Below are 26,913 nucleotides of genomic sequence, written 5' to 3'. Positions count from 1 at the left end.
CATGCTTTGGTGCGCGGGCGGAAAGCTGCTAGCGCTCAGCTGCAGCAGGGCCTGCGGGCGCTGCAGGGGTTTGAGGCACCAAGGCCGCCATCGCCAGCACGGCCTCGGCCACCTCCAGCATGCGCTTGTTCTGGTTCATCGCCGTCTGGCGCAGCAGCTGGTAGGCGTCGCTCTCGCTGAGCTGGTGCTGGGCCATCAGCAGACCCTTGGCGCGCTCCAGGGTCTTGCGCTCGTGCAGCGCAGTGCGCGCCTCCTGGATCTGGCTCTGCATGGTCTGCAGCCGCTGCGATTGCTGCTGCACCAGCGACAGGATATCGCGCCCCAGCGCCGGCGCGCCCACAGCATCGAGCGACCAGGTATCGGGCGGCGCCGAGGCCTCAAAAAAGGCCATGCCGGCTTCGCTGCCCTCAGCACCCTCAGCGCCCACTTGGGCAGGTTCAGCGCCCGGCGGCAACGCCTGCAAGGCCGCCAGCGCTTGTTCCTGCGCCTGCAGCTTGTGCAGGCACAGCACCTGCAGCTCCTGCGCGACCAAGGTCTCCACCCCATGCAAGGCATCGAGCCGGTGGCTGCAGGCGGCAAACCAGTCGGCGCTCCAGCTGCGGCTCAGGCTCGATCCGCTCGCGGTATGGGCCACGCGGCGCATGCGCTCCACCGCCGCCATGTCGGTGTCGCCCGCCATATGGGCCTGCCACAGCACCAGCACGCGCGGCGTGGCCAGGCTGGCAAACACCTCAAAACAGCGCTCCTGCGACTCGATCAAATGCAGCCACTGCGCCCGGGCACTGGGCTGCAGCTGGCCCGAGGCAAAGGCGCTGGTGCCGCAGGCGCGCTCCTGCCCGGCCAGCTCCTTGCCCTGCATCAGGTGAAACAGGGCCACCAGCATGCGCGATATCTCGGGCTCATTGGCGCTGTCGGCCGCCTCAAACACGACGGACAGACAGCCGGCAATCAGGCGCGCAAAAGCATCGGTACAGGCGGAGGGCGTGAGCCGCCCGGCCTGCACCTGGGCGCGCAGCGCAGGCAGCGCCGCCACGCCTTGCAAGGTATAGGCAATCGCATTGCACAGCCGCGCGCCGCTGCCGCCGGAGGGGTGTGGGCCCAGGCGATCGAGCTCATCGCGCACGTGGGCGATCTGCGCATCCGCCAGCAGGCGCTGGGGCGCCAGCAGCTCGGCGCCCTGCGCGCCGCCGCTGGCCAGCACCATGTTCGACAGCCCGCGCTCCTTTTGCAGCGCATGCACCAGCGAGGACATCGCTACCACCAGCGAGCAGGCCTTACCCAGCTGCTCCAGCGCGGCCATCTCATGCTGGCGAGCAGCGACCAGAAAATGCAGGGAAGACCTCATAAACGCGCACCACCGATGTTGAGCGCTCTACCCAGCAGGTTTCATGCCATGCCAGCCGGGGGCCTGCCCCAGCGCCGCTCAGCGCAGCATGCTGGACATGGCCGAGAGGCAATTGGTCATGCGCACCGCCGATTCGATGTCCGGCGCGCTAAAACGTACCGTGCGGCCATCGACCCGCTCCAGCGTCGGCCACTGGCAGAACAGATCGGCCATGCCGGGCGAGGTGGCGACAATCTGCACCTGCACCGGGCTGGCGGTGTGCAGTGGCTGGCAGCGCCCGCGCCCGGCCAGGCCCTGCTCCACCCCGGCGCGGATGGCTTTTTGCGCCTGCTCAGGCGAGAGGCTGATGCCGCTGCCCTGGCCGGTGGCGCGCTTGGTCTGTACAAACACCGCCTGCGGGAAGATCGCCTGGTTCTCCTCGCGCAGCACATCATCGCCAGCCAGCATCACCACCGGCGCGCCATAGGCGCCTGCCAAGGCGCCGTAAAGGCTGGCCTCGCTGGCCTCCTGCCCATTGATATGGATGCTGGCAAACGCAAAGCTGTTGATCGTGTGGGCCAGAATGCCCCGGCCCTGCGCGCGTGAGTGGTAGCCGACCATGCAGACCGCTTCCACCCCCAGCTCCACGCCAGCGACCATGCTCAGGTAGCGCGGTTTGCCCTGGATGACCTGGGCGCGCGCATCGAGCAGATCGGGCGGCATATTGCGAAAGCCGCCATGCGAGTCATTGACATAGACCTCGAGCGCGCCAGCGGCAAAAGCGCCTTCGACGGCGGCATTGGCCTCCTGGGCCATCAGGCGGCGCGCGCGCTCATACTCGGGGTTGCCCGCTCGCACCTGCTCGGGGTGGTAGACACCGGCCACGCCTTCGATATCGACAGAAATCAGTACTTTCATCGCCTCAGTCCTTGCACAGTTCTTGCAGACCCCAACGCTGGTGGCCGTCACGCCCTTGCACGCTCTGCGCATGCCACAGCGCATTCAAAATCGATTGCTCCACCGCATCCGCCGCCGCGCGGAACAGCGGGTCGAGCTGCGCCTCATGCAGCATCGCCAGCGCCGGCATCGGCGCGGCCGCATCGGCCGGCACGGTGTAGGCGGTCGAGAACGCCAGCGCAATATCGCCGCTGCCGTGGCCGTAGCAGGATCCCGTATTGGCCAGGCCGGCAGCGGCACGCCGCGCCACGCGGCTGAGCTGGCGGCTGTCCAGCGGCGCATCGGTGGCCAGCAGCATGATGATGCTGCCTTTGTCGACGCCATCGCCCGCTGCGCTGCCAGCTGGTATGCCCGCCGCCAGCTTGGCCTGCAGACGCCGCTCCAGCGCCGCGCCCACCGCCTGGCCGCCCCAGCGCAGATCGGCCAGCTTGCCCATATTGGCCAGCACCAGCGCGCCCACGGTATAGCGCTGCTCGCCCAGTGTGACCAGGCGCGATGCGCTGCCGATGCCGCCCTTGAGCTGAAAGCTCGACATGCCCCGGCCCGCGCCCACCGCGCCCTGCACTACTTCGGGTGAGGCTCTGTCCAGCGCCGCCTGGTAGTGTTCCGGCCCCACTGCCATGCGCTGGATATCGCTCAGGTAACCGTCATTGCATTCCAGCACCAGCGCATTCACCGTCTGCAGGCTGCGGCCGCATTCGGGGTTGGCGGCAATGCACTGCGCAATCTGCGCCTGCACCACGGCCGAGACGCCAAAGGTGTTGGTCAGCGCAATCGGCGTTTCAATCTGGCCCAGCTCGGCCAGTTGCACCAGGCCGGCGCTTTTGCCAAAGCCATTGATAACGGCCAGGCCCGCTGGCAATTTGTGCATAAAGGGGTTGTCCAGCGGCGGTATCAGCACGGTTACCCCTGTCTGCAGATCGCCATCGGCCACCGTGCAGTGCCCCAGGCGCAGGCCCGCCACATCGGTGATCGCATTGCGCGGGCCCGCAGGCAGCAGGCCGACCACGGGCAGTTGCTGGCAGGCGGCCAGCGGCGCCGAGTCTTGGGGTTCAGTCAATGTGCGCTCCCGAGTCCTGCACCACCTGCTTCCAGTAGGCCAGCTCGGCCGGCAGGCTGGCCTTGAAGCTCTGCGGCGTGGACACCACCGATTCGGCGCCCAAGGTCTTCAGGCGCTCGGTCATCACCGGCGTGGCCAGCACCTTGGTGATGGCGGCATGCAGGCGCACGACGACGGTCTCGGGCGTGCCGGCCGGCGCAAACAGCCCATACCAGCTGGTAACAGCCAGGCCCTTGCCCAGTGGCACGATCTCGGGCGCGAGCTGCGTGGGCTTGTCCGAGGCCACGCCCAGCACCCGCAGCTTGCCGCTGCTGACAAAGGGCATCACGCCGGGAAAGCTGCCAAAGGTCATCGGCAGCTGGCCGGCCACCACATCGGTGGCAGCGGCCGAGGCGCCCTTGTAGGGCACATGCAGCAGGTCCACACCCTTTTGCTTTTTCAGCATCTCGCCCAGCAAATGGTTCAAGGTGCCATTGCCGGCCGATGCGTACTCGACCTTGCCGGGGTGCTGCTTGGCATAGGCCACCAGTTCGTCCAGGTCCTTGGCCGGAAAATTCGGGTTCACCACCAGCAAATACGGGGCGACTGCCAGCTGCATCACCGGCGTGAAATCCTTGATCGGGTCAAACGGCACCGAGCTGTAGAGCGCCGGGTTGATCGTGTAGGCGCTTTGCGCGGTCACCAAAAAGGTGTAGCCATCGGCCGCGCTGCGCGCCACCTGGCTGGTGCCCACATTGCCATTGGCCCCTGCCCGGTTCTCCACAATCACCGGCTGCCCCAGCGACTGGCCCAGGCCCTGCGCAATCGCGCGGGCAATCACATCATTGGCACCGCCGGGCGCCTGGGGCACCACAAAGGTGATGGGCTTGCTCGGCCAGTTGGCGGTGCTGGCCTGTGCCCAGGCCTGGGGAGCGCCCACCGCTGCCCATGCCAGCGCAGCCGTTGCCGCCAGCAGCACACGCCGTTTGCCTGCGGTGCCGGCACGCCATGCGCCCTGCGCTTTGTGGTGATGGGGGTTTTGTTGTTGCATGGCCGGGGCACTCCTTGGATTGGCTTTGTCGGTAAATGGCGACATTGTTGCATTGCGCAGCCGGCCCGCTGCGCACTGGGCCCTGGCTATCGCCAACCAAGAGCCCATCCTGCTCGGATGGCGAAGGCCAGCCGCGCCCGCCCTACTGCGGCGGCCTGGCGACAAAGGCCTGCTTGCTGCTGCCGTCAAAACCGGCATTGGCATAAAAGCGCAGGGTCGCCTCTTCCTTGCTGCCGGTCATCAGCATCACCTTGTAGCAGTGCTGGGCCCAGGCCCGGTCCAGCGCCGCATGCAGCAAGGCCTTGCCGTAGCCGCGTTGGCGATGGCCGCCATCGGTGACCACATTCTCGATCAGCCCATAAGGGCGGCAGCCGCGCGTGAGGTTGGGAATCACGACGAGCAGGCAGCTGCTGACCAGCTGTGCATCGACAAAACCACCCAAATAGTGGTTGCGTGGGTCTTCCAGCAAGCCTTGCCAAATGGCCTGCACTTGGTCCTGCGCTGGCAGCGCCTCATCCTGCGGATGAAGATGGGTGTAGAGCTGCAGCAGCGCCGTCAGGTCAGACAGGGCCAGCGGACGAATGACCAAGGGGGAAGAAGGATGGGACATCACAAAGGCTCAGAAATGGGAGGCGATGCTGCATCCTAAGCGCTTTCCCGGCTAGGCCTACAGCAGCACCAACCCCGGCGGCAGGCTGTCGCCCAGGCTGCGCTGCTGGTCTTCGGCATCCATCTCCACCACCTGGCTCACCATCGTGATCCAGCGCTCGGGCGCGCCGCTACTGCGCATCTTGTCCAGCACGTCCGAGCGCAGCGCATCGGGCAGATCGCGGGCGCGGTCGCCGGTCATGCGCGCCATCTGCAGCGCAGCAAACATGGCGGTCTCGTTGCGGCGCCAGTCCTGGGCCAGCGTGGCCTGCACAAATTCCTGGGCTGCGGCAGGCGGCATCACCAAGTGCGCATTGGCGGCCATTGGCTGGCGGGCGGCCAGGCGGCCAATGGCCCACCAGGTCTGCACGGTTTCGCCCTCGCGCTTCAAGCGCTGCAGCATCCACTGGCCCATCTCCTGGCGGTACTGCCAGGGGACAGCCTCCATCGCGGCAAACAGGCGCAGCATGTCGTCATAGCTGCCATGGCTACTCTTGCCGCCACTGCCATCGGCGCGCTTGCGGGCGGTTTGCTGCACGGCCTTTTGCATGTGGCCGGCCACATCTTCGAGCAGCTCCATCTGCTGCGCTTCATTCAGCCCGGCAGCAACGCGGCGCCAGAACACCCACCATTCCGTCCAGTTGCCCGGCTCCTTGCCATGGCCCAGGCCTTGCGGGTACAGCGCCCAGACCTGCTCCACGCGCCAGGCATCGAGCTGCGCGCCCAGGCCCGGGCGCAGGCACCAGCCGGCCAGGTTCAGCCAGGCGCGCTCATGCTCGGGTGTGCGGCGGCGGCGCTTGGCACGCGCCAGCAGCGCATCAAACATGGCCCGCAGCAGGGCCAGGTCCCAGCTCGTGCGCGGGCCCAAGAGCCGCTCCAGCACCTGGCGCAGCTGGCGTACTTCCTTGGCGTCCACCGCCTGCGCCTGGTTGCCAAAAATGCGGTCGATCTGCGCAATCGCCTGCTCCCGGCGCGCGCTGGCCCGTGCATCGTCGGCACTGTCATTGGTGGCTGCGCTGTCATCCGCTTCCTGCACGGCGCCGCGCAGGCTGAGCGGCAGCAGCCAGGATTGGCGGGGGTCATCGACGGCCAGGCAGCGCACCTCCAAGGTGCCGACTTCGGTCATGCTGGCTTGCAGCTGCACCTCGATCTGGGCCTTGTTCTGGCCCTCGGGCGCGGGCAGCACGGTGGCGAGCGGTGGCAGCTCTACCCAACCGTCCCCCTGCAGCGGCGCTAGTTGCCCGGCCTGGGCCGGCAGGCTGGGCAGGCTGTTGGCCAGCAGATCGAAGCGCACCGCCTGGCCCAGCTTGAGCGCAAAGCGCCGGCCTGATAGAACGATTCGCACCCCTTCCTGCGTGCCGCGTGGCAGCAGGCACAGACCCTGGGGCGCTGCGCCTTGGGCACCGGGCAGCAGCAGCCAGTAGCTGCGGGCCGATCCGCCACCAATCTGCGGCAAACGGCTGCGCAGGCTGGCCGCAGGCGGCGCTGCTGCATCGTCAGTTGCGGGCATTGCTACAGCTGGCTCAGGCTCGGGCGCAAAACGGGTCAGGCCATAGGCGGCCGCGCCCCGGGCCACGGCCCAATCCGGGTGCGGGTTGTGCAGCACGCGCACCGGCGCGCCGCGCCAGGCTGACAACTGCTGCGTCAGCCGCTCCACCACCGCATGCGCATGGAACACGCCGCCATTGAGCAAGACGGTATCGGGCAGCGCCTGCGCACCGCCATCGCCACTGCCACTGCCACTGCCACTGCCACTGCCGCTGCCACTGCCACTGCCGGCATGTTGCGCCAAAAACTGCGCCAGATGCCGAGTAATAGCCGCATCTGCCGGGTATGGCAGCCCAAACCCGCGCAAGGCGCCCTGGCGTTTGCCGGGCACCGTGCTGCGCTCGGTCAGCGGCAAAAATCCTTCGACCACCCATTGCTGCACCTGGGTGCGGCTCAGGTGGGCGGTCTTGCTTTGGGCCAGCAGCCGGCTGCCGCCGCCCAGCAGGGTCACCGCCACCTGCTTGGGCGCATCGGCGGCCAGCAACTGCTCCTTGGCGATGCGGCAGCGCTGCACCAGCTGCGCAAAACGGGCAGCGGGCAGGCGCTGGCCCTCGGGTGCAAACTGGGGCTCGAGCTGATGCGCCAGGGCCAGGTCCATGTTGTCGCCGCCCAGCATCAGGTGCTCGCCCACGGCCGTACGCGTCAGGCTGGGCAGGCCGCCATCGGCAGCGGGCTCGACCTGGATCAAGGTCAGATCGGTCGTGCCACCCCCCACATCGACCACCAGCACCAACCGGCTGTCCGCCAGCCGTGCGGCCAGCTGCTCACCCTGCAGCACCAGCCAGTCGTGGAAAGCGGCCTTGGGCTCTTCGAGCAAATGCACCTGGGGCAGGCCCGCCAGCTGGGCGGCCTCCAGGGTCAGCGCACGCGCGCCCTCGTCAAACGAGGCCGGCACCGTCAGCACCACGATCTGCGCGTCCAGCGGCGCCTCTGGATGCGCCTGCTCCCAGGCCGCCTTGACATGGGCCAGGTAGGAGGCCGATGCCGCCAGCGGCGATATCTTGGCGACCTCGTCACCCGCGCCCCAGGGCAGGATGGCCGCGCTGCGGTCCACCCCCGTGTGCGACAGCCAGCTTTTGGCGCTCGCCACCAGGCGGTTGGGCACCGCCGTGCCCAAATCCCGGGCCCAGCGGCCCACCACCGCCGGCGCTGCATCGCTCGCGCCTTGCGGGGGCCAGGGCTGCTGCCAGGCATCGCCCAGCTCGCCTGCTGCCGCCTGGTAGCGCACGGAAGGCAGCAGGGCCTGCTCCTGTACCTCTCCCGCGCTGCTGCGCTGGGGAAGGGTCAGCAGCGCAATCTCCTCGCCCGTCCCCGTCAGTGGTGCATAGGCCACCACCGTGTGGCTGGTGCCCAGATCGATACCAATGACATAGGAGGGAGACGAGGAATTCATAAACGGCCAAGCGAGACGGCAACACCCGGCAAAGGCCTGCCGGGTAGGCGAATCGTAACAATTCTTGCAAAGACCTGGGGGTCTCTGCAGAACCCTGGCTCATGGGACGGGCGCGGATCGGGATGTGCCGCCACGGGGGCAGCACAGGGAGAGGCGGAGATCAGTGCGGTGAAGGCTGATGGCGTGGGGGCTCAATCCCCGTAGCCCTATGGGTTGCTTCTGACGGTCTCTGAACGATCCGATGCTGCCGCTCAGCCTATTCCGTAGCTGGAATTCGACTTATCCCGAAATAGGATTGTGGAAATGGCATTGATTTAAGGACGCTTGAAAAGAATAGTCATTTCAGCCAGCGGAACTTTGTAGCCACAAGCTTTAAAAAAGTGCTTCGCCTCACCCAGGGCTTTGATATAAATTGGCACGCCCGGCCATTGCTTTTCGACTACCTCAAGCATCGCCCGCCCAACTCCATGACCCTGAAACTGGTTGTGTACGATCAATTCACCGAGCATGGTGCTAAAAGCTCCGTCGCTGAAAGCAGACAAATATCCGATGAGCAGTCCTGAAGCTTCACGAGCATGAACAACCAAGGGGTATGCAGCATTGGAGACAACGAACAATTTGCTGTCCTCTTCGCTTCCCCAACCAACAGAGCGAGCGAGTTGCGCATACTCTTCAGCAGTGACGTCTTTATTTGTTGAGACACGAAAATCAAAAGAATCATTCATATCTTGAATGCAAGCTGAGTGGCTAGGCCAAATATCAACGCACGCAGATGAGCATGATCTCCAGCGGAAAACGCTTGCGTTTGATCACTGGCTTGAGGGTTTCTGGCGTGGGCTGTGCGCAGGATTTCATCACATCATCCGACCAGTCGTGGCTTACTGCGACATAACCATGACGCCTTCCTAGTAGGAGCTCGTTACTGTGGAAGTAAACAAATGATTGAACGGCAGCAACTGGCCGGATGCAGCCGTGCCCACAACGCTTGGCCTCATTCCCCTTTTGGCATAATTAACGCCTCTTGGAGCTGCTCCATCCGCATATGGCTGGGTCCATAGGCTCAAGCTCGGTAGCGAGTGCGGCATAAGCAGTGGCGCGATGCATGTGTGGTGGAAGTGTCCGTTTGTGGCCCAGATGCAGCCTGGGGCAAGTTTCTTGGCGTGCTACTTCTTCATGAGGAACGCTGCAACCAGGGCGTTCGCGTGCCCATGACCGATCTGGTGCTGGGTCTTGAGGCAATTGACCAGCTCCATGTGCTTCAACGGACCCGCATTCTGAAGAATCTCCATCCAATGCGTTATTGGCTTGGCGTAGGTCTTTTCGATGGAAGGAAAGTACGAGGCAGGTCCTTTTACCTTGGATGTCTCGGCCATGGAGTGCTCCTTTGAAGGGTGAGGATAGTGTCCCCGTGCAATGCCTAGTTCGGCATTCTGACTGAGTTGCGGGCCCCTGCCTAGATAACGAAGTTTGGCCAGTTTCTGCCGCAGGGGCGAAGAGCCGCTCCTGGCTGGCCGTAGACACGCTGAGCGTCTATTCGGCCACCCTTTCCGCTTAAATTTTCACCATGTGCACAGTCCGTGGGGAATGCGCTGAAAACGGTTGCGCGAGGGCCCGCGCATCATCGGGTGTTTCATCCTTGTGATGCGCACCAGGAACCATGCAGCAGGAGTTCGACCCGGCACCGACAGCAAGGCACCGTTCCCAATCTCCAGCCAGCCATTGGCAAGCCAGACGGGCAACGCAGCCGCCCGCCCATCCCGCATCATCCCCCTCAAGCGGCCACCGCCAGTGCGCTCAGCGCCTCCGCCAAAAAGCGCTCCGTCGTCCACGCCTCGCGCACCAGCACCTGGCGCGCCGTAGACGTCAAAGCAGCCGCATACCCCGGGCGCAACAGCGCAAACTCGCCATGTACCTGGGCGATAAAGGGGTCAGGCGCCGCTGCAGGCACAGGCGCGCCAGCGATGATCGGCCGGCCCAACAGGCGCGATGTGATCTCGGCCACACACAGCGCGCCGGGCTGGTGCGAGAGCAGGAGCAGCCAATCAATGCCAACAAGGGCCTGCCTATCCCAAGACAAGCAAGACAAAAAATGCGCTGCCTATTCAGCGCTTGCGTTGTGACCGCATCCACCACATTTGCCATGCGGCTCCCACCACAAAAATCGCCAGCCAAGCGAGCACCGTGCCGCGCACCAAAGGCGATTCAGGGCCTGAGGCCAGAGGATGGCTGACCGGCAGACGCGTCAAGGTTTCACCGATGGCAGGGACCAACAACAGAAAGAAGCTGAACGAAAAGCCGAACTGCGACAGGTAGGGAGCGAGGCGTGGAAACAGCGGCAGCTGCCGGATGAGCAATGACCCGCCCATCACCAACAGCGCCAGAATGCCCAAGGCATGGCCGGCGTTGAATCCTCCGGTGCTGGACAGGCCGAACGCCGTCAGCACGGACAGCAGCATGCCGACCAGGTACAGCTGACCCGAGCGCTTGGCCGGCTCAATGGCGCGGTAGCGGACAAAGCTGTACAAGCCGGCAGCGAGCGGCAGCACACTGATGGCGGTATGGAAGGCGCCAAGCGAGGAGATGGGATGAGGCATAGGGTGGTCTTTCTAAAAACAACCGACTAGTTGATTGGTTACATGGGCAAAAAATAGAGGGCCCGACACCCTGGGTGACCGGGCCATTCTTCAAGCTGCCAGCCGATGTATCGCCACGCGCACGATCGTCTGGAAAGCATCGGGATCATTCAAGGCGCGGGCCGTCAGCATCGCGCCGTGCACGGTGGACATCAACGCGAGCGCTTCTACCGGCGCATTCGCTTCTGGCTTGAACTGCGCTTTGGCCTGGCCCTGCGAGATGACGGCTGCCAGCCACTGCGTCAGATCCTGGAAATAGCCACGCACTTCCGCCGCTATTTCAGCCGGGATCATCGGCGCTTCTGCGGCCAGCATCGCGCAGATGCACATCGTCGATGAACCGTCGCGTATGCAGCGCGCCCAGTAATCCACATAAGCGTTCAATTGGGCTTGCGGGTCATCGCCCAAATGCTGCTGCATCGCTGCCAAGCCCTCCACAGATTGCTGCCGATGCCGTTGAACCACCGTCAACACAAGATCCGCCTTGCTGGGGAAGTGGTGGTGGATGCTGGCCTTTCCTATCCCTACCTTTTCAGAGAGATCCGCATAGCTGAAGCCGTTGTAGCCGCCAGCGGCCAACAATTGGCGGGCATGTTCTGCCAATTCAGTGGCGCGGGGGGAGAGTTCAACAGTCATTGGGTGGGCAGCTAGCGCTTTCAAAGATGAGCCATTCTACTAGTTGATCGGTTAGCGTCAAGCCTCTTTGGCTGTTGGCCGAGCCACGCTGTCGCAGCAGCCCTAGCTCACACAGAAGCGCGTAAAAGCCGTTCGGACAAGGCAGAAAAGCGCACGCTGGGCAGCAGAAAGCAGAGCGCCTCCGGGTCCGCATCCAGCCTCTGAAGCACAGGGCAGTCCAGGGTTTGCGTGTCCAGCACCAAGGGGTGCACCGAGGCGACATCCACCGGCAAGTCAATCGTGGCTAATGCCGACCTGCCAGGAGCGCCCTCCGCTGTCGGCACCTCCACCACCGCAGCGTCCTGGGAGGCCAGGCGCACAATCGCATCCGACCAGTCATCGAACATACCGGACCAGGGAGGCGACAAAACGGCCTCCCCTGCCCTCACCGCCCTCGCCCCCAATCTCGGCGCGCTGCCATCGCCGGGCGCGATGTCGACAATGGCCTCATCAGCGTTCACGCGGAAATCGAATCCAGCTGGCCAATGGGATGGCAAGGCATCACTGAACAAGCGCGTTCCGGCCACATGGGCGAGGCTGTCCATCACGTTGTAGACAAAGGCGACGGTGGGAATGGGCGGCGCATCAGCCAGCGGCTCTGCCAGGTACAGGCGCCAGTTGCTCTGCAACGGCGAAGTCATCAAGCGCCTCAAAGGCCCCATCCACCGAGGACCAAAATGGCCATGCCGATAGGTCAGCACGGTGAGAGGGGTGCGCCCCTGGTAAGACCAAAGGCGCGCGCCCGGTGGGGCAAAGGGTGCTGCCAGGGCTTCGTCCACCAGCCAATTCATATAGACCACATCCACCACATCGCTGTCCAAGGTCATGAAGGGCAGACGAGACATCAGCGCTCGCCGATACGTGGCAAAGCGATGCGAATTGAGCAGCTTGGCCAGGCCATTGCCAAACCTGCCGTTGTACGGGTGTGTGTAGAGGTGATGCATGGACGCGGTTGACAGCAGCGCTGGCTGGCACCGTTGAGCGGTGATGGCGGAAGGCCGTTTCTGACCGAAAACGCCATATTAGCGCCAGCAGCCCGTCACCATGCGACTCCCTCCACGATGGAGCAACCTAGGGACCGGCTGCTAAGCAAGTCTGTCGCCGCGACACAACCGGCCACGGCTGCTATCACTTGAGGGGTCATTGCACCCGTTTCGGATCCCCGCGCACAAAGTCCACCACGGTCGGCAGAACCGGGGCTAGCCAGTCCAGCGGCCGGGCCAGCGCGGCAACGGTCGTCACGTGGCTGAGGTGGTCAAAGATCCGTATATCCACGTCGGTACCGGCAGCCCGTAAGCGGTTTGCCAAGCCGACGGTGTTGCGCTGCGTGTCCACCACCTTGTCATTGCGTGCGGCCAGCAGCAGGGTGCGGGGGGCTTTGGCGTCGGCGTAGAAGATCGGCTGGGAATCGGCCGGGGTGTGTGGCCAGTTAAACGCCACCTGGACCTGGGGGTCCACAATCGGCAAAAAGTCGTAGGGCCCGGCCAGCCCAATCCAGCCCGCAAGCCGATCGGGTGTCAGGCCCAAAGGTGCCAGCCAGCGCGGGTCCAGCGCCAGCATCGCTGCGTTGTAAGCCCCGGCCGAATGGCCCATCACCATCACCCGCGAAGGGTCGCCACCCAGGCTGGCGGCGTGCGCGAAGGTCCACTGCAGCGCCAAGGCGCAATCGCCCAGAAAGCCCTCGTACTGCACCTGGGGGCTCAGCCGGTAGTCGGCGACCACCGCGATGATGCCGTTGGCCGCCAGCGCTTCGCCGACAAACCGGTACTCGGCCCGCTCGCCACTCGTCCAGTTGCCGCCATAAAAAAACAGCACCACCGGTGCACTGCCTGGCGCCGTGCCTGTCGCTGGCTGGTACACATCCAGCAGATGCCTTGCATCGAGCCCATAGCGCACGCCGGTGGGGCCGTGGTAGGTGTCATGTGCCACCAAGTGGTCCAGTACTTGGGCACCAGAACACCCGGACAGCAGCGCTGCGATGGCGGAACCGATGCCGAGGAGGCTCAGACGGCGACTCATGGGGGTGGAAAGTTTAGAAGAAATGGGCATGTGCGCTATACGCCGCTATACGTCTTTTGGATTCATACCCTGGAGTGTGCGGAACGCCCTACCAGCGGCAGATCCTTCAAGCAGTTATTTCCACCAGTCTGCGTTGAAGCTAGTTCTACGCCTCTCAGCGGGTACCGGAAACTTATGTAGGCCGAATGAGCGCTATAGGTTGAAGTGGCGCTATGACCCCAGTGCTGCCACCCCAGCTCCAACCTCGGTTCACCTTTGGCCAGTTGCATGCCGAACTGGATGCAGAGGAAATGAACGCGTCACTCCTACAGCTTCAGCTGCGCACAAGCCGTACAACAAGGTTTTGCAAAAGGAGACTGTGATGACCACCACCGCCAACCCTTATCAGGCCTGTATTGACGCATGCAACGCCTGCGTGATTGCGTGCAACGAATGCTTTGCAGGATGCCTCAAAGAGGACGATCCCAAGATGATGGCACGCTGCATGGCGCTGGATGTCGATTGCGCAGCCATCTGCTCGCTCTCCGTGGGTGCCATGGCGCGCAACAGCGAAATGGCGAAACACTTCTGCAGGCTATGCAGCGAGATCTGCCTCGCCTGCGCGAACGAGTGCGCCCATCACCAGCATGACCATTGCGTGCGATGTGCGGAAACCTGCAGGGCCTGTTCCAAGGCCTGCTTGGCAATGGTCAACTGACGAGGCGGCGCCAAATGCCAAGCAGGTCCGCACCTGCCCGCTGATTGAACAGCACCCCCACAAGTTGGATATCCGTCCAACCGATGGGGTGCCGTTAATGCACACCGGGCACTGCCAGCCTACTTCCCTCCGCCTCAAACTGCCACAGCCAAAGCCCCCAACTCCTCCGCCAAATACCCCTCCACCGTCCGCGCCTCCCGCCCCAGCACCTGCCCTACCGTCGCAGTCACCGCAGCTGCATGCCCCGCGCGCATCAGCGCAAAAAACTCCCCATGCACCTGGGCGATAAACGGGTCGGCGGCGGCAGCTACAGGCGCGGCGGCGGTAATGGGTCGGCCCATCAGACGCGATGCGATCTCAGCCAGTTTTTGTGGGCGCAGTGCCTGGCTGCCGGTCAGCACCCAGGGGCCTGTCGCCGTGCCCAGCCGCTGCTGGGCGGCCTCGGGGTTCAGCAGCGCTTCAACAGCAACATCGGCGATGTCGCGGGCATCGATATAGGAGACACCAGCGCCCAGGTGCTGGGAGCGGATCACAACGCCGGTGCGCAGCTCCCCGGCGATGCGCGACAAACCCACCTGCATCCAGGCATTGGGGCGCAGCACAACATGGGAGATGCCACTGGCCTGCAGGCCTTCCTCGATGCGGCGATGGGCATCGCCGGACAGCGAATGGCCGGGCGGGGCTATGGTCCAGTCCGAGCCGGAGAGCTTGACGATGTGCCGCACGCCGGCAGCGCGCGCGGCTTCGACCACGCGCAGTTGCTGCTCGGCCAGCGCAGGGCTGATCGGAGAGAGCAGGAAGAGACGCTCAATGCCGACGAGCGCCTTGCCCAAGGTGGCCGCATCCTCAAAACAGCCCTGCGCTATCTCGACGGTATCGCCCCACAGCGCCCGCGCAGTAGCGGCCTGGCGCACGAACACCCGGGGTCGCGCTTGCCGGGCCAGCAGGCGCGGCACCAGCAGCTGGCCCAGGCGGCCGCTCGCGCCGCAGACCAGCACGCGGGGATGCGGGTGCGCACTCATGCCCGCAGCGCCTCGGGCTGCGCCACGCTTTGCGCGGGCGCATTCTCGGCCAGCAAACGGTTCAGCGGCCGGGCATCGACCCAGTCGGTGACCGAGAAATCGGCCGGCAAAAAGCCCCACTCCAGCAAAAAGTCCTTGAAGTAGCCGATCGCATCGACCAGTTCGGGCTCCAGGCTGATGCCCAGATGGCGGTGGACATCGGCGCCGTTGGAGGCCAGGATGGCCTCTTCGCTGGTGGCGATCTCGCGGGCCACAAAGCGCAGGGTCTCATCGGGATGGGCCTGGGCCCAGCGGCCGGCGCGCTGCACCACGCGCAGCAGCGCCAGCACCAGGTCCGGGCGCTGGTCGGCCAGTGCGGCGTCCACCGTCAAGGTGCGCGGCGTGCCATTGTTGATGCGCACGCGCGGGTCGGGGTGGCGGCCAAATTCGCTCACCAGCTGCGCGCCGATCAGGTTGGCCACCAAGAGGCCCTCGGCGCCTTTGACAAAGATCGCATCGACCTCGCCGCGCACCAAGGCCTCAGCCTCGCGGAAGTACGGGTGGCGGCGGCGCAGCCCAAACAGGCTGGGCGTGCCGTGCTGCTGGATCACCGACTCCTCGATCACCAGATCGACCAGTTGCACATCGCTGTGCTGCAGGCCCACCAGCGACAGGCCCGAGACCAGGCCCTTGAGGGCGGTGGCGCGGTGGAAATCGATCAGGTCATTGACGCGCTGGGGCACGCCAAAGCGCTTGCCCGCCAGGTCCTCGGGCTTGTCGATGCCCCGGCCCGGCAAGGTCACCAGCGCCTGGAACTCGTCTGTCCAGGTGATGGCCACCAGGCGTGTATCGCTGCCCTTGGCGCGCGCCCAGATCGGCGGAATATTGCCGCCCTGGCGGAAGGACCAGGGCAGGCGGTGGTCAAAATGGCTCTCGCGCACACTGCGGTCCTTGGAGTCAAAGATGGACTCGACCCCAATGCCCAGGGCCGCAAAGGCCTGCTGCAGCCAGCCGTGCTGCGCGGCAATGCCCAGTGGCGACGGCACCGGGCAGCGGGTGTACCAAAGGGAGCTGGGTTGTTGACCTTGTACGTTCGATGTTTCGGAAGGGCTTGTCATCGGTTTCTCCTTGGGGGAACGGGATCAGGACGCGGCCAGCCAGACGCCGGCCAGGTTGCCGGCCACGCCGTCTGCGCCCACGGTGTGGTTGCGCACGCGTTTGTCGGCAATGGTGTAGATGTCGGGGGCGACCAGGGTGATGTCGGGCAGGTCGGTAGCGATGTGTTTCTGGAACTCGGCCACCTCGCGGATGCGCTGGGCCTCGTTCATCTCGACGGCGGCGGACTCCAGCAGGCGGTCCACCTCAGGGCTGGCGTAGTGCGAGCCGTTGGAGAACGGCAGCCCGCGCTGAAAGCTCTTGGACCAGTACAGGCGCTGGATGCCCACCGTCGGGTCAAAGGTGTTGCTCATCGCGCTCACATGCAGGTCAAAGGCGCGGTCGGTGTAGATGCGCTTGATGTAGGTGGCAAAGTCCTGGCTGTTGATCTGCACATCGATGCCGATGCGCCCCAAGGCCTGCTTGAGGAAGTCACCCGTGCGCTGGCCGCCCTCGTTGGGGATGGGGGTCAGGTTCAAGCGCGCGCGCCACTGGCCGCCGGCCTTGCCGCGCGTGAGGCCCGCGTCGTCCAGCAGCTTCTCGGCACGCTTGAGGTCATAGGGCAGCACCGGCAGATCGGGCACATAGAACTTTTTCAGCGCCGGGTGCACCGGCCCGGTGGTCAGCTTGCCCTGGCCGTACCAGGCCACCTTGAGCAGGTTCTCGCGCTGCAGCGCGTGGGCAATGGCCTGGCGCACGCGCAGGTCCTTGAGCAGCTCGCTCTCCAGGTTGAACTCCAGCCGGTAGACGCTGTTGATGTACTCGTAGCCCCGGGTCTCGAACTGCAGGCCCGGCTTGGCGCGCAGGCGCTCCACCTCGGCAAAGGGCACCGGCGAGCTGGGCGCAATCTGCACCTGGCCGCTTTCGATGGCCGCCGTGCGCGCGGCGGCATCGGGGATAAAGCGCACCACCAGGCGGTCGATATAGGGCTTGTCGCCATCCCAGTAATGGGGGTTGCGCTCGTAGATCACATGACTGCCGCGCACCCATTCCTTGAACACAAAGGGGCCCGTGCCCACCGGCGCATTGTTCGCCGGGTTGGTATCGGCCCGGCCGCTGGCATACAGGTGCTTGGGCACGATGGGCGACTCTGAGGCCGCCAGTGCCGTGATCAGGTAGGGGATGGGGCGGCTCAGCTGCAGCACCACGGTATGCGCGTCGGGCGCCTGCACCTCCGCCACGCCCGCAAAGGTGGCGCGGCCCCGGGGGTGGAACTCCTTGAGCAAGGCAATCGAGTGCACCACATCGGCCGAGGTAAAAGGCTTGCCGTCATGCCATTTGACGCCCTGGCGCAGCTGGAAGCGGTAGACCAGGCCATCGGGGCTGATCGACCAGGCAACAGCCAGCTGCGGCTGCGGGTTGAGGTTGAAGTCATAGGTCAGCAGCCCCTCGGTGACCTTGCCCGAGATCGTCACCGACGAGCCGGCGGTGTGCGCAATCGTCGTCAGGGTTGGCGGCTCGGGAAAGAGCAGCAGGTTCAGGGTGCCGCCTTTTTGCGGCTTGTCCTGCGCCCAGGCCAGGCTGGGAACTGCCGTGCCGATGCCGGAGGCAGCAGCGGCCAGCATAAAGTGGCGGCGCGTGGCGAGCGAGAAATCGGAATCAATAGACATGCGAGGTACCAAGGGTAAAAACAGGGCGGCGCTCAGGCAGCGGCCTGGTGCCGTTGCAAGGCCGCGCGGCCGGTGTTGCTGCGGATCAGGCTGTTGGCCGGTGAATGGATCTGGCTGCACAGCACATTGCGCAGATGGCGCTCCAGCGGATTGCGCCGCGCCAGGCCGTGGTTACCGGCCAGCTCCAGCGCCAGCTGCACCACGCGCAGCGCGTTGTCCACCGCCACATGCTTGGCCACGGCAACCAGGCCATCGGGGGCCGTGCCGCTGTCGTAGGCGCGGGCATGGCTGTCCAGCAGCCAGTCGCTGGTCTGCAGCAATACCTCGATCTCGCCAAACTTTTCCTGCACAGTGGCGAGCGACGCCAGGTTGGCACCGCCCAGCGCGCTGGGGCGGCGCTGGTTCAAAAAAGCGCCCAGCCAGTCGCGGGCTGAGCGCGCCGCGCCGTCATAGACCGTTGCCACCAGGCTGAAGTACCAGGCAATGCCATGGGCCTCGCGCTGCAGGCCCAGGCTGGCTGGGCGCAGGCCCACCGCATGGTGCTCGGGCACCCAGGCGCCGTCGAGCACCAGGTCCTGGCTTGCGGTAGCGCGCATGCCCAGCGGGTTCCAGGTATCGACCAGGCGCGCACCGGCCGTGCCTCGGGGCAGCACAAAACTGCCCAGGCGCGGCTCGGGCTCATCAGTCACCGCCAGCACGCTGATCCAGGCCAGCAGCGGGCCGCCGGTCACATAGACCTTGTGGCCGCTCAGCTGCCAGCCACCGGCCACGCGCCTGGCCCGCGCCGCTGGCAGGCCGCCGTGCGAGGGGGAGCCCAGCTCCGGCTCCACCTGGGCGGCGTTGAGCAAGGCGGGGCCTTGCAGGCTGGCTGCGATCAGCTCGTCCGCCAGCGCTGGCGGCCACTCGCCCTGCCCCGCGCGCTGCGAGCGGGCAATCGCCGCATGGTTGCTGTAGTGCATCGCCAAAATCAAAGCGACTGCCGGGTCGCCCTGGGCAATGGCTCCCACCACTGCACGCGCGCTGGCCAGGCCGGCGCCATGGCCACCGGCCTCGCGGGCAATGGTCAGCCGCAGCAAGTCGGCCTGGTGCAGCAGCGCAAACTGCGGCGCCGGTGCAGCGCCACTGGCGTCATGCGCCTCCGCCAGTGCGGCCAGCTTGCCGATCAGCGCCTGGGCGCGGGCCAGCAAGGCGGCCTCGTCCAAGGCCGGGCCCGGGCTGGCCGCTTCCCGTGGCGGCTGCAGCACTTGCAGCACGGCGCTCATGCATCCCCCTGCGCATAGCGGGGCGGCACCACAAAGCCGCCCTGGGCCTGCTCCCAGGCATGGGCAAAGGCAATCGTGGTGCGGTCTTCCAGATAGGGGCCGACCACCTGGGCGCTGATCGGCAGGCCGTCATCGTCCAGCCCGACCGGAAAGCTGGTCGCAGGCAGGCCTGGCAGCACCGGCAAACCGGCCCAGTAAAACAGCTCGCCAAAGCCGATCTCGCGCACCCCATCGGCATAGGCCACGGGAAAGCGGCGCTCCTCCTTGTGGCCCTGCTGCTGGTGCGCAAAAGCGGGCGTCGGTGCCACGGGGGTCAGCACCACGTCATAGTCCTGGAACAGCTGCTCCCACTGGTGGCTCAGCGCATGGCGGTGCTCGTTGTCCTGCAGCCAGGTGGCATGGGGCAGGCTGGGCGCGCGCAGCAAGGCGGCCTCGGCGCTGCGGTCGTCGGGCTCCAGCTCGGCCAGGCGCTGCTGCTGCGCCTCGGTCAACGGGGCCGCGTTAGCCACCGACGAGCCCAGCAGGCTGCGGTAGGTGCGGTGCTGCTCGCTCAGATCAGGGCGCTGCGCAGGCGGCAGATCGCGCCACTGCGTGGTCTGCACGCCCTGGGCCTGCAAGGCGCTGACGACGCGCGCGATCACCAGCTGCTCGGACAGGCTCGCCTCCTGGCCCGGCCAGGCATCCAGCACCAGCACCCGAAAATCCTGCAGCCGCTGGTGGCGCGGTGGCGGCAGACTCGCCTGCCAGCCCTTGGCCTGCAGCGGATCAAGGTTAAGCAGCTGCTCCAGCGCCAGCTCCAGGTCGAGCGCAGTGCGCGCCAGCGGCCCGGCCACCGACAGATCACGCGCGCCAAAGCGCCCTTGCGGCGCGCCGGTGCCGCGCATCGAGATCAGCTCATAGCTGGTCTTGTGGCCAAACACGCCGTTGAAGTGCGCGGGGATGCGCACCGACCCACCAATATCCGTGCCCAGCTCCAGCGCGACAAAGCCGGCCGCCACGGCCGCCGCGCTGCCGCCCGATGAGCCGCCCGGTGTGCGCTGCAGATCCCAGGGGTTGCTGCTGCTGCCGTACACGGCGTTGTAGCTTTGCAGATCGCTCAGCGCCAGCGGCACATTGCTCTTGCCGATCAGCACCGCGCCCGCCGCGCGCAAGGCCGCGACTGCCGGCGCATCCTGCCGGGCGATATTGCTGCGGTAGTCCGGGTTGCCCACGGTGGTGGGCAGGCCGGCGACATCAAAGTTCTCCTTCACCGTGATCGGCAGGCCCAGCAATGGCTTGCGCTCGCCCCGCTGCAAGGCGGCGTCTGCCGCCTGGGCATCGCGCCGGGCCTGTTCAATCGCCCGCACCGGGATCGCATTGAGCTCGCCATCATGGCGTTCGATGCGGGCCAGCGCCTGCTCCAGCAGCTCGACCGCGCTGACGCGGCCATCGGCCAGCGCTTGCAACTGCGCACGGGCGCTGGCAAAGGCCAGGCTGGCGGCAATGCCGGGCGACGCTACTGCGCTCTCGCTCAGGGTGGTTTCGTTGGGAAAGTCGATGGTCGTCGTCATTTGCTAGCCTCCAGCCACAGGTCAGAAAAATCTCCAGACGTCAGGTCAATGCTGTTGTTGAGCCCATGCACCCGCGTGCTGTGTACCCGCAGCGCAGAGGGCACGGTGGCGATCGGGTAGACGGGGAGATCACGGCCAACGATCTGCTGAATCTCGCGGAACTGCGCGGCACGCTTGGCCTCGTCGACCTCGACAGCGGCCTGGCGGAACAGGTTGTCGACCTGTGGGTTGTTGTAATGCGAGGCGTTGATCCAGATCAGCGGGTTCTTGATGCCGTCGGACCAGTAGATGCGCTGCACGCCGACCGATGGATCAAACAAGCGGCCCAGGCCATTGAGGTTCAGGTCAAACTCGCGGGCGGTGTAGGCGCGCTTCAAAAAGGTGGGCAGGTCGCCATCCAGAATGTCCACCTTGATGCCCACCCGGTTCAGCGCCGAGCGCAGGTACTCGGCCGTCTGCTTGAACTGCGCGCCCGGGATATAGGTGAGCTTGAGCGCAAAGCGCTGGCCATTTGCCTGGCGCGGGTAGCCGGCGCTGTCGAGCAGCTGGTTGGCGCGGGCCACATCAAAGCCGTATTTGAACTCGCTGTCGTCGTAGTAGGCGCCCAGCACCTTGGGGATGGGCGAGTTCACCAGCTCGGCCTGCTTGTAGTAGACGTTGTTGACGATGAAATTGCGGTCCACCGCATGGGCAATCGCATGGCGCACCTCGGGCTTGGCCAGCACCGGGTTCTCCACGTTGAACTCCAGGAAGGAGGCATTGTTCAGGAACGCGTCATAGCTGGCATCGAGCTTGAGCGTCGGCTTTTGCAGCAAGCGGCCCAGGTCGGCCAAGGCCAGGTTCTGCGCCACATCGGCCTCGCCGGTTTCGATGGCGGCGGAGATGGCAGCAGGGTCACGTACAAAGCGGATCACCACCCGGTCCACATGGGGCACACCCGGGCGCCAGTAGTTGGGGTTGCGCTTGAGGATCACATGGCTGCCACGCACCCACTGCTCAAAGATGAAGGGGCCCGTGCCCACTGGCGCATTGGCGTTGGGGCTGCCCAGCGGGTCGCCATCGCCATAGCGGTGCGCCGGCACGATGGGCAGCTCGGCCGATGACAGCGACTTGAGCAAAAACGGCGCGGGCTTGGACAGCACCAGCACCGCCGTGTGCGCATCGGGCGTATCGACCCGCTCCAGGTTCTGCAAGGTGATACGGCCGCGCGGGCCGAGCTTCTTCTGGGTCAGGAAGGAATAGCGCACATCGGCCGAGCTGAAGTCGCGCCCATCATGGAACTTGACGCCCTCGCGCAGCTTGAAGCGGTACTGCAGGCCATCGGGGCTGACCGTCCAGGATGTTGCCAGCAAGGGCTGGGGCTGGAACTTGGCGTCATAACGCAGCAGGCCTTCGGTGATCTTGGCGCTGACATCGCGGTTGTCGGTCTTGGTGTCGAGAAAGGACACCAGCGAGGTCGGCTCTTGCGCGACCACGGACGTGACGGTGCCGCCCTTGACGGGCGTGGCCGGCGCCTGGGCGTTGGCAGCCCCAAAGCTGCTGGCAGCCAGCAGGCCCCAGGCCAGGTTTTTGTAGAGAGTTCGCATGGGCAATGGTCCAGGAGAAAAGGCGCAGACAAGGCGCGGGTAGCACGCAAAAAGCGCAAAGTAAAAACGGGAGGGACGGAGAAAGTCTGTGGATAAGTGCGGTGCACAGTGCAGTGCAGCGCAGGTGCTGCGGCTAGAAGCGCAGACCCGCCTGCTTCATCAGCGGCAAAATGCGGTCGCCAAAAAACTCCAGATCCGGCTTGAAGTCGAAGAAGCTCAGCTGCAGCCCATCGATGCCGGCGCGCTTGAGCTGCACAAACTGCTCGACCACCTGCTCGGGCGTGCCGATCACTTCGATATTGCCGCCGATGGCGCGGCGCTTGGGGGCATCAAGGGCGGTGCGGCCGCGCCAGGCATGGGCATCGCTCTTCAAGCTGCTAAAGCCCTCGGGCGTGCGCTGGTCCTGGTGGGCGACGATGGCATCGTGGTAGGCCCAGGTCTCAGCCTCGGTATCGCGGCTGATGACCATGGGGTTGAGCAAGGTGCGCACCGTGCGGCCGGCATTGCGCGCCTCTTGCTTGACGCGGGCGGCATGGGCGGGCAGCACCTCGATGGCGCGGGCAAAGTCCGATGCGCCGGGGCTGGTGATAAAGACCAGGTCCGAATGCCTGGCTGCAAAGGCAATGCCGGCGTCCGAGCCGGTGGCATTGACCAGCGCGGGCCGGCCAAAGCGCGGCTTGGGGCTGACAAAACCGCCGCCCAGCTTCCACGGCGAGATGCCTTCAAACGAGTAGTTCTCGTCGTAAGACCACAGGCGCTGCACCACCTCGATGAACTCCGAGGCCAGGTCATAGCGCCGGTCATGCTCGATCTGGTCCCAGCCAAACATCTTGTGCTCCACCTCGCGGTGGCCGGTGACGATATTGATGCCCCAGCGCCCGCCCGAGATATGGTCCAGCGTAGCCCCCCACTTGGCCAGGTGCAGCGGGTGCAACGGGCCGTAGAGCACATGGATGGTCGAGATCAGCATGATGCGTTGGGTGACCGAGGTCAGCGCCGCCGTGGTGGCAAAGGAGTCCAGCGCATCGCCATTGAACACCCCGCCATAGCCGCCCTTGGGCAGCCACTGCGACAGCGCAAACACCAGATCGAAGCCGAGGTTCTCGGCCTTGAGCACCAGGTCCTTGTTGTAGTCAAAGCGCCAGTCGGTGCTGCGCGGCAAGGTGGAGGCACTCCAGCCTCCTGCCTGGATCGGCAGAAACAGGCCCAGCAGAATCGGCTGCGCAAAAGCCTGCGACAGGGGGCTGTCCGGAAAATCCAGCGGCGAGGCGAATGTCTCTCTATCAGCGAGTTTTTCCAGCGGTATTGCAGAGTTCATGGGGCGGCCAAGGTTGTCAATACAAAGGAAGCCGAACCAGCCTTGAGATAACCAGCTATTCAGCATCCGCATTGGCTTGAATAATCCCATGAATCACCACCCCGCTCTTGCGCCGATTTTGCATTTGCATATTCAAAAATCAGCCATTGGCGCAGGCATACAAACAGAGCCGCAGGCGCAATGCCAGCGCTCTGCACAGCCTCCATCCGCGCTTATAGCTTGCGAACATATGCAGCAAACCAAACAAAATTTGCTGTCTCAGGTGCGAATCACCACAAAAAACTTTGGCGAGCAGACACCAACCGATAAAAATCAGATACCGATATTTGTTATTTAATTTACGCCTTTTGATATATGAAATGGCATGCTGCAAATACCGTTGATAACGCAGGAACGCTCCTATCATGCACAGGTCACCTCCCGATGAATAATGCGCATGAATACCACCCCACGTTTATTGCGATCGCTCTGGTTCAATGCCAAATATGCAGTGCCAACGGTGCTGGGCGTCGCGATTTTGAACTTTCTGCTGCTGCAGCTCACGCCCGGTGATGCGGCCGATGTGATGGCCGGCGAATCGGGGGCAGCGACGGCCGAGACCCTGGCGGCGCTGCGCACACGCTTTGGGCTGGACCTGAGCGTGCTCGAACAATTGCAGGCCTACCTGGGCAACCTGGCGCATTTCAGCCTGGGCTTCTCCCCGCGCTACAACATGCCGGTGATGGAGCTGATCGGCCAGCGCCTGCCCAGCACCTTGCTGCTGATGGGGCTGGCGCTGGCGATTGCGCTGAGCCTGGGCATTGCGCTGGGCACGGCGATGGCCTACTTTGCCGGCCGCCTGCCCGACCGCCTGCTGTCCGTGCTGTCGCTGCTGTTCTATTCGGTGCCGGGCTTTTGGACCGGGCTGATGCTGATCGTGCTGTTCTCGGTCAAGCTTGGCTGGCTGCCCAGTGGTGGCTCGGCCAGCATTGGCTCGCAGCTGAGCGGCCTGGCCGCCGTGCTCGACCAGCTGCGCTACATGGTGCTGCCGGCCACGTCGCTCGCACTCTTCTATGTGGCGATCTATGCCCGCCTCACCCGCGCGGCGATGCTGGAGGTGCAGTCGCAGGACTTTGTGCGCACCGCGGCGGCCAAAGGCCTTTCGCCCTGGCGCATCACCGTGCGCCATGTGCTGCGCAATGCGCTGCTGCCGGTCACCACGATGGCCGGCATGCACCTGGGCGGCATGCTCGGCGGCGCGGTCGTCGTCGAGACCGTCTACAGCTGGCCCGGCCTCGGGCGCCTGGCCTTTGAGGCCGTGCTCAGCCGCGATTTCAGCGTGCTGATGGGTGTGCTGTTTCTCTCTTCGCTGCTCGTGATCGCCGCCAATGTGCTGGTCGATCTGCTGCATGCCTGGCTGGATCCCCGAATCGAGGTGCGTTGATGTCTTTGTCTTCCTCTACCCAGGCGCTGCCGATCCCCCCGGCCGCCGCCCACCCGCTGGCGGCCGCACAAGCGGCGCACAGTACCACCAGCAACGCCGAGCCCGATGCCGCGCCCTGGCCGAATCTGCATGCGCCCGATGCGGTGCGCACCAGCACCAGTGCCGCCAACGCCGGCAGTGGCAGCCAGGGCTACCGCGCGCTGCGCGTTTTCCTGCGCAACCCCACGGCCATGCTGGGCTGTGGCTTTTTGCTGGCCGTGCTGCTGCTGGCGCTGACAGCGCCCTGGCTCTTCCCCGGTGACCCGCTGGACATGGTGGCCCAGCCCTTTCTCTGGCCCGGCCAGGATGGGGCCTATTTGCTCGGCACCGATTCGATGGGCCGTGATGTGGCCGCCGGCATTGCCCATGGCGCGCGGGTGTCGCTGTTGGTGGGCGTGTCGGCCACCTTGATCGGCCTGAGCCTGGGCATTGGCATTGGCGCCGTCAGCGGCTACTTTGGCGGCTGGGTCGATGACTTGCTGCAGCGCGTGGTGGTGCTGTTCCAGACGATTCCCAGCTTTATCTTGCTGGTGGTGCTGGTGGCGATTGCGCAGCCTGCGATCAGCACCATCGTCGTGGCCATTGGCCTGGTGACCTGGCCCACGGTGGCACGCCTGGTGCGGGCCGAGTTCCGCGCGCTGCGCCACAAGGAGTTTGTGCTGGCCGCCCGCGCGCTGGGCTACTCGCACAGCCGCATCATTCTGCGCGAGATGCTGCCCAATGCGCTGCCGCCCATCATCGTCACCTCATCGGTGATGGTGGCTTCGGCCATCCTGCTCGAATCGGCGCTGTCCTTCATGGGCATGGGCGACCCGAACGTCGTCAGCTGGGGCAGCATGATCGGCATGGGGCGCGACCTGCTGCGCACGGCCTGGTACCTGACTGCGGCTCCGGGCCTGGCCATCGTGTTTGCCGTGCTCGCCTTCAACCTGATTGGCGATGGCTTGAACGACGCCCTCAACCCCCGTCTGTCGCAGGAGCGCTGAATGTCCGAAACCTCTTTGTTGGATGTGCGCGGGCTGAGCATCCGCTTTCCGCAGCTCGATCCGGTGCGTGGGCTGAGCTTTTCGGTACAGGCTGGCGAAACCCTGGCCATCGTCGGCGAGTCCGGCTCGGGCAAATCGCTCACCGCCCTCGCGCTGATGCGCCTGCTGCCGCGCGCGGCCCGCATTGCGCAGGGCGAGATCCGCTTCAACGGCCAGAACCTGCTGGACCTGAGCGAGCCGGCAATGCGCCAGCTGCGCGGGCGCGAGATTGGCATGATCTTCCAGGAGCCGATGACGTCGCTCAACCCGGTCTACACCATTGGCTGGCAGATTGCGGAGGTGCTGCGCCAGCACGAGGGCTTGAGCGCCAAGGCCGCACGGCTGCGCGCCATTGAGCTGCTCGATACCGTGCGCATCCCCGATCCGCAGCGCCGGGTCGATGATTTTCCGCACCAGCTCTCGGGCGGCATGCGCCAGCGCGTGATGATTGCGATGGCCATTGCCTGCCGCCCACGCCTGCTGATCGCCGACGAGCCCACCACCGCACTCGATGTGACCATCCAGGCCCAGGTGCTGGACCTGCTCGACCGGCTGCGCAAGGACTTGTCGATGGGCCTGATCCTGATCACCCACGACCTGGGTGTTGTCTCGCAATGGGCCGACCGCGTGGTGGTGATGTATGCCGGCCGCGAGGTCGAGCAGGCCCGCCCCGGCCCGCTGTTCGACGAGCCCCTGCACCCCTACACCCAGGGCCTGCTGGCGGCATCGCCCCGGCTGCAGCCCGGCGCGCATTACCTCGATGGCCCGCTCACCGAGATTCGCGGCAGCATCACCTCGGCCATCGGCCAGGCCGGCTGCGCCTTTGCGCCGCGCTGCCCGCGTGCCCAGGCCTATTGCCACAGTGTGGTGCCGCCCTTGCAAGTAGCAGGCCCCCAGCGCCTGAGCGCCTGCCCCATCACCCTGCCTGCGTCTGCGCGCAGCGCCCACCTTGCCTAGGAC

25 protein-coding genes are annotated in these 26,913 nt (G+C 65.3%); 5 read left to right on the top strand and 20 right to left on the bottom strand.

What is annotated here, in order from left to right; all coding sequences use genetic code 11:
- Positions 1–28: 28 nt before the first annotated feature.
- The 13 genes from DCO45_RS03340 to DCO45_RS03280 form a co-directional block, all read right to left on the bottom strand.
- A complete protein-coding gene (locus tag DCO45_RS03340; RefSeq protein ID WP_116924532.1) occupies positions 29–1,345 on the bottom strand; it encodes a nitrate regulatory protein in 1,317 nt (438 codons plus the stop codon).
- A gap of 78 nt (positions 1,346–1,423) precedes the next feature.
- Positions 1,424–2,242: a M55 family metallopeptidase gene (locus DCO45_RS03335; protein ID WP_116924531.1), complete on the bottom strand. Its 819-nt coding sequence runs from the start codon at positions 2,240–2,242 to the stop codon at positions 1,424–1,426.
- Between the two features lie 4 nt (positions 2,243–2,246).
- The gene (locus tag DCO45_RS03330; protein ID WP_243419227.1) at positions 2,247–3,341 is read right to left on the bottom strand and encodes a P1 family peptidase; all 1,095 of its coding nucleotides are present in this window, start codon (positions 3,339–3,341) and stop codon (positions 2,247–2,249) included.
- Complete coding sequence (locus DCO45_RS03325; RefSeq protein ID WP_116924530.1) at positions 3,334–4,371, bottom strand: tripartite tricarboxylate transporter substrate binding protein; 1,038 nt, start codon at positions 4,369–4,371, stop codon at positions 3,334–3,336. The genes DCO45_RS03330 and DCO45_RS03325 overlap by 8 nt, the downstream gene beginning before the upstream one ends.
- A gap of 142 nt (positions 4,372–4,513) precedes the next feature.
- Entirely contained in the window at positions 4,514–4,981 is a 468-nt protein-coding gene (locus tag DCO45_RS03320; RefSeq protein WP_116924529.1) for a GNAT family N-acetyltransferase, read from the bottom strand.
- Between the two features lie 57 nt (positions 4,982–5,038).
- The gene (locus DCO45_RS03315; RefSeq protein ID WP_116924528.1) at positions 5,039–7,960 is read right to left on the bottom strand and encodes an Hsp70 family protein; all 2,922 of its coding nucleotides are present in this window, start codon (positions 7,958–7,960) and stop codon (positions 5,039–5,041) included.
- A 314-nt stretch (positions 7,961–8,274) separates the two neighbouring features.
- Entirely contained in the window at positions 8,275–8,685 is a 411-nt protein-coding gene (locus tag DCO45_RS03310) for a GNAT family N-acetyltransferase (protein ID WP_116924527.1), read from the bottom strand.
- A 438-nt stretch (positions 8,686–9,123) separates the two neighbouring features.
- Positions 9,124–9,333 (bottom strand): DUF4287 domain-containing protein, encoded by a 210-nt coding sequence (locus DCO45_RS03305; protein WP_116924526.1) that lies wholly within the window; start codon positions 9,331–9,333, stop codon positions 9,124–9,126.
- A 398-nt stretch (positions 9,334–9,731) separates the two neighbouring features.
- Positions 9,732–9,962: a hypothetical protein gene (locus DCO45_RS03300; RefSeq protein ID WP_133248053.1), complete on the bottom strand. Its 231-nt coding sequence runs from the start codon at positions 9,960–9,962 to the stop codon at positions 9,732–9,734.
- Positions 9,963–10,062: 100 nt separating this feature from the next.
- Positions 10,063–10,554: a hypothetical protein gene (locus DCO45_RS03295; RefSeq protein WP_116924524.1), complete on the bottom strand. Its 492-nt coding sequence runs from the start codon at positions 10,552–10,554 to the stop codon at positions 10,063–10,065.
- A gap of 90 nt (positions 10,555–10,644) precedes the next feature.
- Entirely contained in the window at positions 10,645–11,229 is a 585-nt protein-coding gene (locus DCO45_RS03290; RefSeq protein ID WP_116924523.1) for a TetR/AcrR family transcriptional regulator, read from the bottom strand.
- A gap of 107 nt (positions 11,230–11,336) precedes the next feature.
- A complete protein-coding gene (locus tag DCO45_RS03285) occupies positions 11,337–12,212 on the bottom strand; it encodes a DUF2071 domain-containing protein (RefSeq protein ID WP_116924522.1) in 876 nt (291 codons plus the stop codon).
- Between the two features lie 196 nt (positions 12,213–12,408).
- Entirely contained in the window at positions 12,409–13,287 is an 879-nt protein-coding gene (locus tag DCO45_RS03280; protein WP_116924521.1) for an alpha/beta hydrolase, read from the bottom strand.
- A gap of 361 nt (positions 13,288–13,648) precedes the next feature.
- Here DCO45_RS03280 and DCO45_RS03275 point away from each other — a divergent pair, with 361 nt between their 5' ends.
- Positions 13,649–13,984, top strand: coding sequence for a four-helix bundle copper-binding protein (locus DCO45_RS03275; RefSeq protein WP_116924883.1), 336 nt, complete (start codon positions 13,649–13,651; stop codon positions 13,982–13,984).
- A gap of 134 nt (positions 13,985–14,118) precedes the next feature.
- Here the strand turns inward: DCO45_RS03275 and DCO45_RS03270 are convergent, their stop codons facing one another.
- The 7 genes from DCO45_RS03270 to DCO45_RS03240 form a co-directional block, all read right to left on the bottom strand.
- Positions 14,119–15,006, bottom strand: coding sequence for an NAD(P)H-binding protein (locus DCO45_RS03270; protein WP_116924520.1), 888 nt, complete (start codon positions 15,004–15,006; stop codon positions 14,119–14,121).
- Positions 15,003–16,103 carry an ABC transporter substrate-binding protein gene (locus DCO45_RS03265; protein ID WP_116924519.1) on the bottom strand — a complete coding sequence of 367 codons (1,101 nt, stop codon included), beginning with the start codon at positions 16,101–16,103 and terminating at the stop codon, positions 15,003–15,005. The genes DCO45_RS03270 and DCO45_RS03265 overlap by 4 nt, the downstream gene beginning before the upstream one ends.
- A 24-nt stretch (positions 16,104–16,127) precedes the next feature.
- Complete coding sequence (locus tag DCO45_RS03260) at positions 16,128–17,750, bottom strand: ABC transporter substrate-binding protein (protein ID WP_116924518.1); 1,623 nt, start codon at positions 17,748–17,750, stop codon at positions 16,128–16,130.
- A 32-nt stretch (positions 17,751–17,782) separates the two neighbouring features.
- Complete coding sequence (locus DCO45_RS03255) at positions 17,783–19,012, bottom strand: acyl-CoA dehydrogenase family protein (RefSeq protein WP_116924517.1); 1,230 nt, start codon at positions 19,010–19,012, stop codon at positions 17,783–17,785.
- On the bottom strand, positions 19,009–20,562 hold the full coding sequence (locus DCO45_RS03250) for an amidase (protein ID WP_116924516.1): 1,554 nt from the start codon (positions 20,560–20,562) through the stop codon (positions 19,009–19,011). The genes DCO45_RS03255 and DCO45_RS03250 overlap by 4 nt, the downstream gene beginning before the upstream one ends.
- Positions 20,559–22,148: an ABC transporter substrate-binding protein gene (locus tag DCO45_RS03245; protein ID WP_116924515.1), complete on the bottom strand. Its 1,590-nt coding sequence runs from the start codon at positions 22,146–22,148 to the stop codon at positions 20,559–20,561. Before DCO45_RS03245 ends, DCO45_RS03250 begins: the two co-directional genes overlap by 4 nt.
- A 133-nt stretch (positions 22,149–22,281) precedes the next feature.
- On the bottom strand, positions 22,282–23,466 hold the full coding sequence (locus DCO45_RS03240) for an LLM class flavin-dependent oxidoreductase (RefSeq protein WP_116924514.1): 1,185 nt from the start codon (positions 23,464–23,466) through the stop codon (positions 22,282–22,284).
- An 88-nt stretch (positions 23,467–23,554) separates the two neighbouring features.
- Between DCO45_RS03240 and DCO45_RS22535 the strand changes: the two genes are divergently transcribed.
- The 4 genes from DCO45_RS22535 to DCO45_RS03225 all read left to right on the top strand — a co-directional run bounded on the left by DCO45_RS22535 (position 23,555) and on the right by DCO45_RS03225 (position 26,910).
- Positions 23,555–23,803 (top strand): hypothetical protein, encoded by a 249-nt coding sequence (locus DCO45_RS22535; RefSeq protein WP_133248051.1) that lies wholly within the window; start codon positions 23,555–23,557, stop codon positions 23,801–23,803.
- A gap of 99 nt (positions 23,804–23,902) precedes the next feature.
- Positions 23,903–24,889, top strand: a complete 987-nt coding sequence (locus DCO45_RS03235; RefSeq protein WP_116924882.1) for an ABC transporter permease — start codon at positions 23,903–23,905, stop codon at positions 24,887–24,889.
- The gene (locus tag DCO45_RS03230; RefSeq protein ID WP_116924513.1) at positions 24,889–25,914 is read left to right on the top strand and encodes an ABC transporter permease; all 1,026 of its coding nucleotides are present in this window, start codon (positions 24,889–24,891) and stop codon (positions 25,912–25,914) included. The genes DCO45_RS03235 and DCO45_RS03230 overlap by 1 nt, the downstream gene beginning before the upstream one ends.
- Positions 25,915–26,910: an ABC transporter ATP-binding protein gene (locus DCO45_RS03225; RefSeq protein ID WP_116924512.1), complete on the top strand. Its 996-nt coding sequence runs from the start codon at positions 25,915–25,917 to the stop codon at positions 26,908–26,910.
- The last annotated feature ends 3 nt before the right edge of the window (positions 26,911–26,913 follow it).

It is taken from the genome of Comamonas sp. JNW (assembly GCF_003105075.1).
In the GTDB taxonomy this organism is placed as follows: Bacteria; Pseudomonadota; Gammaproteobacteria; order Burkholderiales; family Burkholderiaceae_C; genus Comamonas; species Comamonas squillarum.
Note: the sequence above shows the minus strand (reverse complement) of the source record. Positions and strands in the feature narration are given on the sequence as shown.

What these genes read in the sequence shown, in the direction of transcription:
- DCO45_RS03340 (WP_116924532.1), bottom strand. Translation starts at nt 1,345, where the DNA reads ATGAGGTCTTCCCTGCATTTTCTGGTCGCTGCTCGCCAGCATGAGATG.
- DCO45_RS03335 (WP_116924531.1), bottom strand. Translation starts at nt 2,242, where the DNA reads ATGAAAGTACTGATTTCTGTCGATATCGAAGGCGTGGCCGGTGTCTAC.
- DCO45_RS03325 (WP_116924530.1), bottom strand. Translation starts at nt 4,371, where the DNA reads ATGCAACAACAAAACCCCCATCACCACAAAGCGCAGGGCGCATGGCGT.
- DCO45_RS03320 (WP_116924529.1), bottom strand. Translation starts at nt 4,981, where the DNA reads ATGTCCCATCCTTCTTCCCCCTTGGTCATTCGTCCGCTGGCCCTGTCT.
- DCO45_RS03315 (WP_116924528.1), bottom strand. Translation starts at nt 7,960, where the DNA reads ATGAATTCCTCGTCTCCCTCCTATGTCATTGGTATCGATCTGGGCACC.
- DCO45_RS03310 (WP_116924527.1), bottom strand. Translation starts at nt 8,685, where the DNA reads ATGAATGATTCTTTTGATTTTCGTGTCTCAACAAATAAAGACGTCACT.
- DCO45_RS03305 (WP_116924526.1), bottom strand. Translation starts at nt 9,333, where the DNA reads ATGGCCGAGACATCCAAGGTAAAAGGACCTGCCTCGTACTTTCCTTCC.
- DCO45_RS03295 (WP_116924524.1), bottom strand. Translation starts at nt 10,554, where the DNA reads ATGCCTCATCCCATCTCCTCGCTTGGCGCCTTCCATACCGCCATCAGT.
- DCO45_RS03290 (WP_116924523.1), bottom strand. Translation starts at nt 11,229, where the DNA reads ATGACTGTTGAACTCTCCCCCCGCGCCACTGAATTGGCAGAACATGCC.
- DCO45_RS03285 (WP_116924522.1), bottom strand. Translation starts at nt 12,212, where the DNA reads ATGCATCACCTCTACACACACCCGTACAACGGCAGGTTTGGCAATGGC.
- DCO45_RS03280 (WP_116924521.1), bottom strand. Translation starts at nt 13,287, where the DNA reads ATGAGTCGCCGTCTGAGCCTCCTCGGCATCGGTTCCGCCATCGCAGCG.
- DCO45_RS03275 (WP_116924883.1), top strand. Translation starts at nt 13,649, where the DNA reads ATGACCACCACCGCCAACCCTTATCAGGCCTGTATTGACGCATGCAAC.
- DCO45_RS03270 (WP_116924520.1), bottom strand. Translation starts at nt 15,006, where the DNA reads ATGAGTGCGCACCCGCATCCCCGCGTGCTGGTCTGCGGCGCGAGCGGC.
- DCO45_RS03265 (WP_116924519.1), bottom strand. Translation starts at nt 16,103, where the DNA reads ATGACAAGCCCTTCCGAAACATCGAACGTACAAGGTCAACAACCCAGC.
- DCO45_RS03260 (WP_116924518.1), bottom strand. Translation starts at nt 17,750, where the DNA reads ATGTCTATTGATTCCGATTTCTCGCTCGCCACGCGCCGCCACTTTATG.
- DCO45_RS03255 (WP_116924517.1), bottom strand. Translation starts at nt 19,012, where the DNA reads ATGAGCGCCGTGCTGCAAGTGCTGCAGCCGCCACGGGAAGCGGCCAGC.
- DCO45_RS03250 (WP_116924516.1), bottom strand. Translation starts at nt 20,562, where the DNA reads ATGACGACGACCATCGACTTTCCCAACGAAACCACCCTGAGCGAGAGC.
- DCO45_RS03245 (WP_116924515.1), bottom strand. Translation starts at nt 22,148, where the DNA reads ATGCGAACTCTCTACAAAAACCTGGCCTGGGGCCTGCTGGCTGCCAGC.
- DCO45_RS03240 (WP_116924514.1), bottom strand. Translation starts at nt 23,466, where the DNA reads ATGAACTCTGCAATACCGCTGGAAAAACTCGCTGATAGAGAGACATTC.
- DCO45_RS22535 (WP_133248051.1), top strand. Translation starts at nt 23,555, where the DNA reads ATGAATCACCACCCCGCTCTTGCGCCGATTTTGCATTTGCATATTCAA.
- DCO45_RS03235 (WP_116924882.1), top strand. Translation starts at nt 23,903, where the DNA reads ATGAATACCACCCCACGTTTATTGCGATCGCTCTGGTTCAATGCCAAA.
- DCO45_RS03230 (WP_116924513.1), top strand. Translation starts at nt 24,889, where the DNA reads ATGTCTTTGTCTTCCTCTACCCAGGCGCTGCCGATCCCCCCGGCCGCC.
- DCO45_RS03225 (WP_116924512.1), top strand. Translation starts at nt 25,915, where the DNA reads ATGTCCGAAACCTCTTTGTTGGATGTGCGCGGGCTGAGCATCCGCTTT.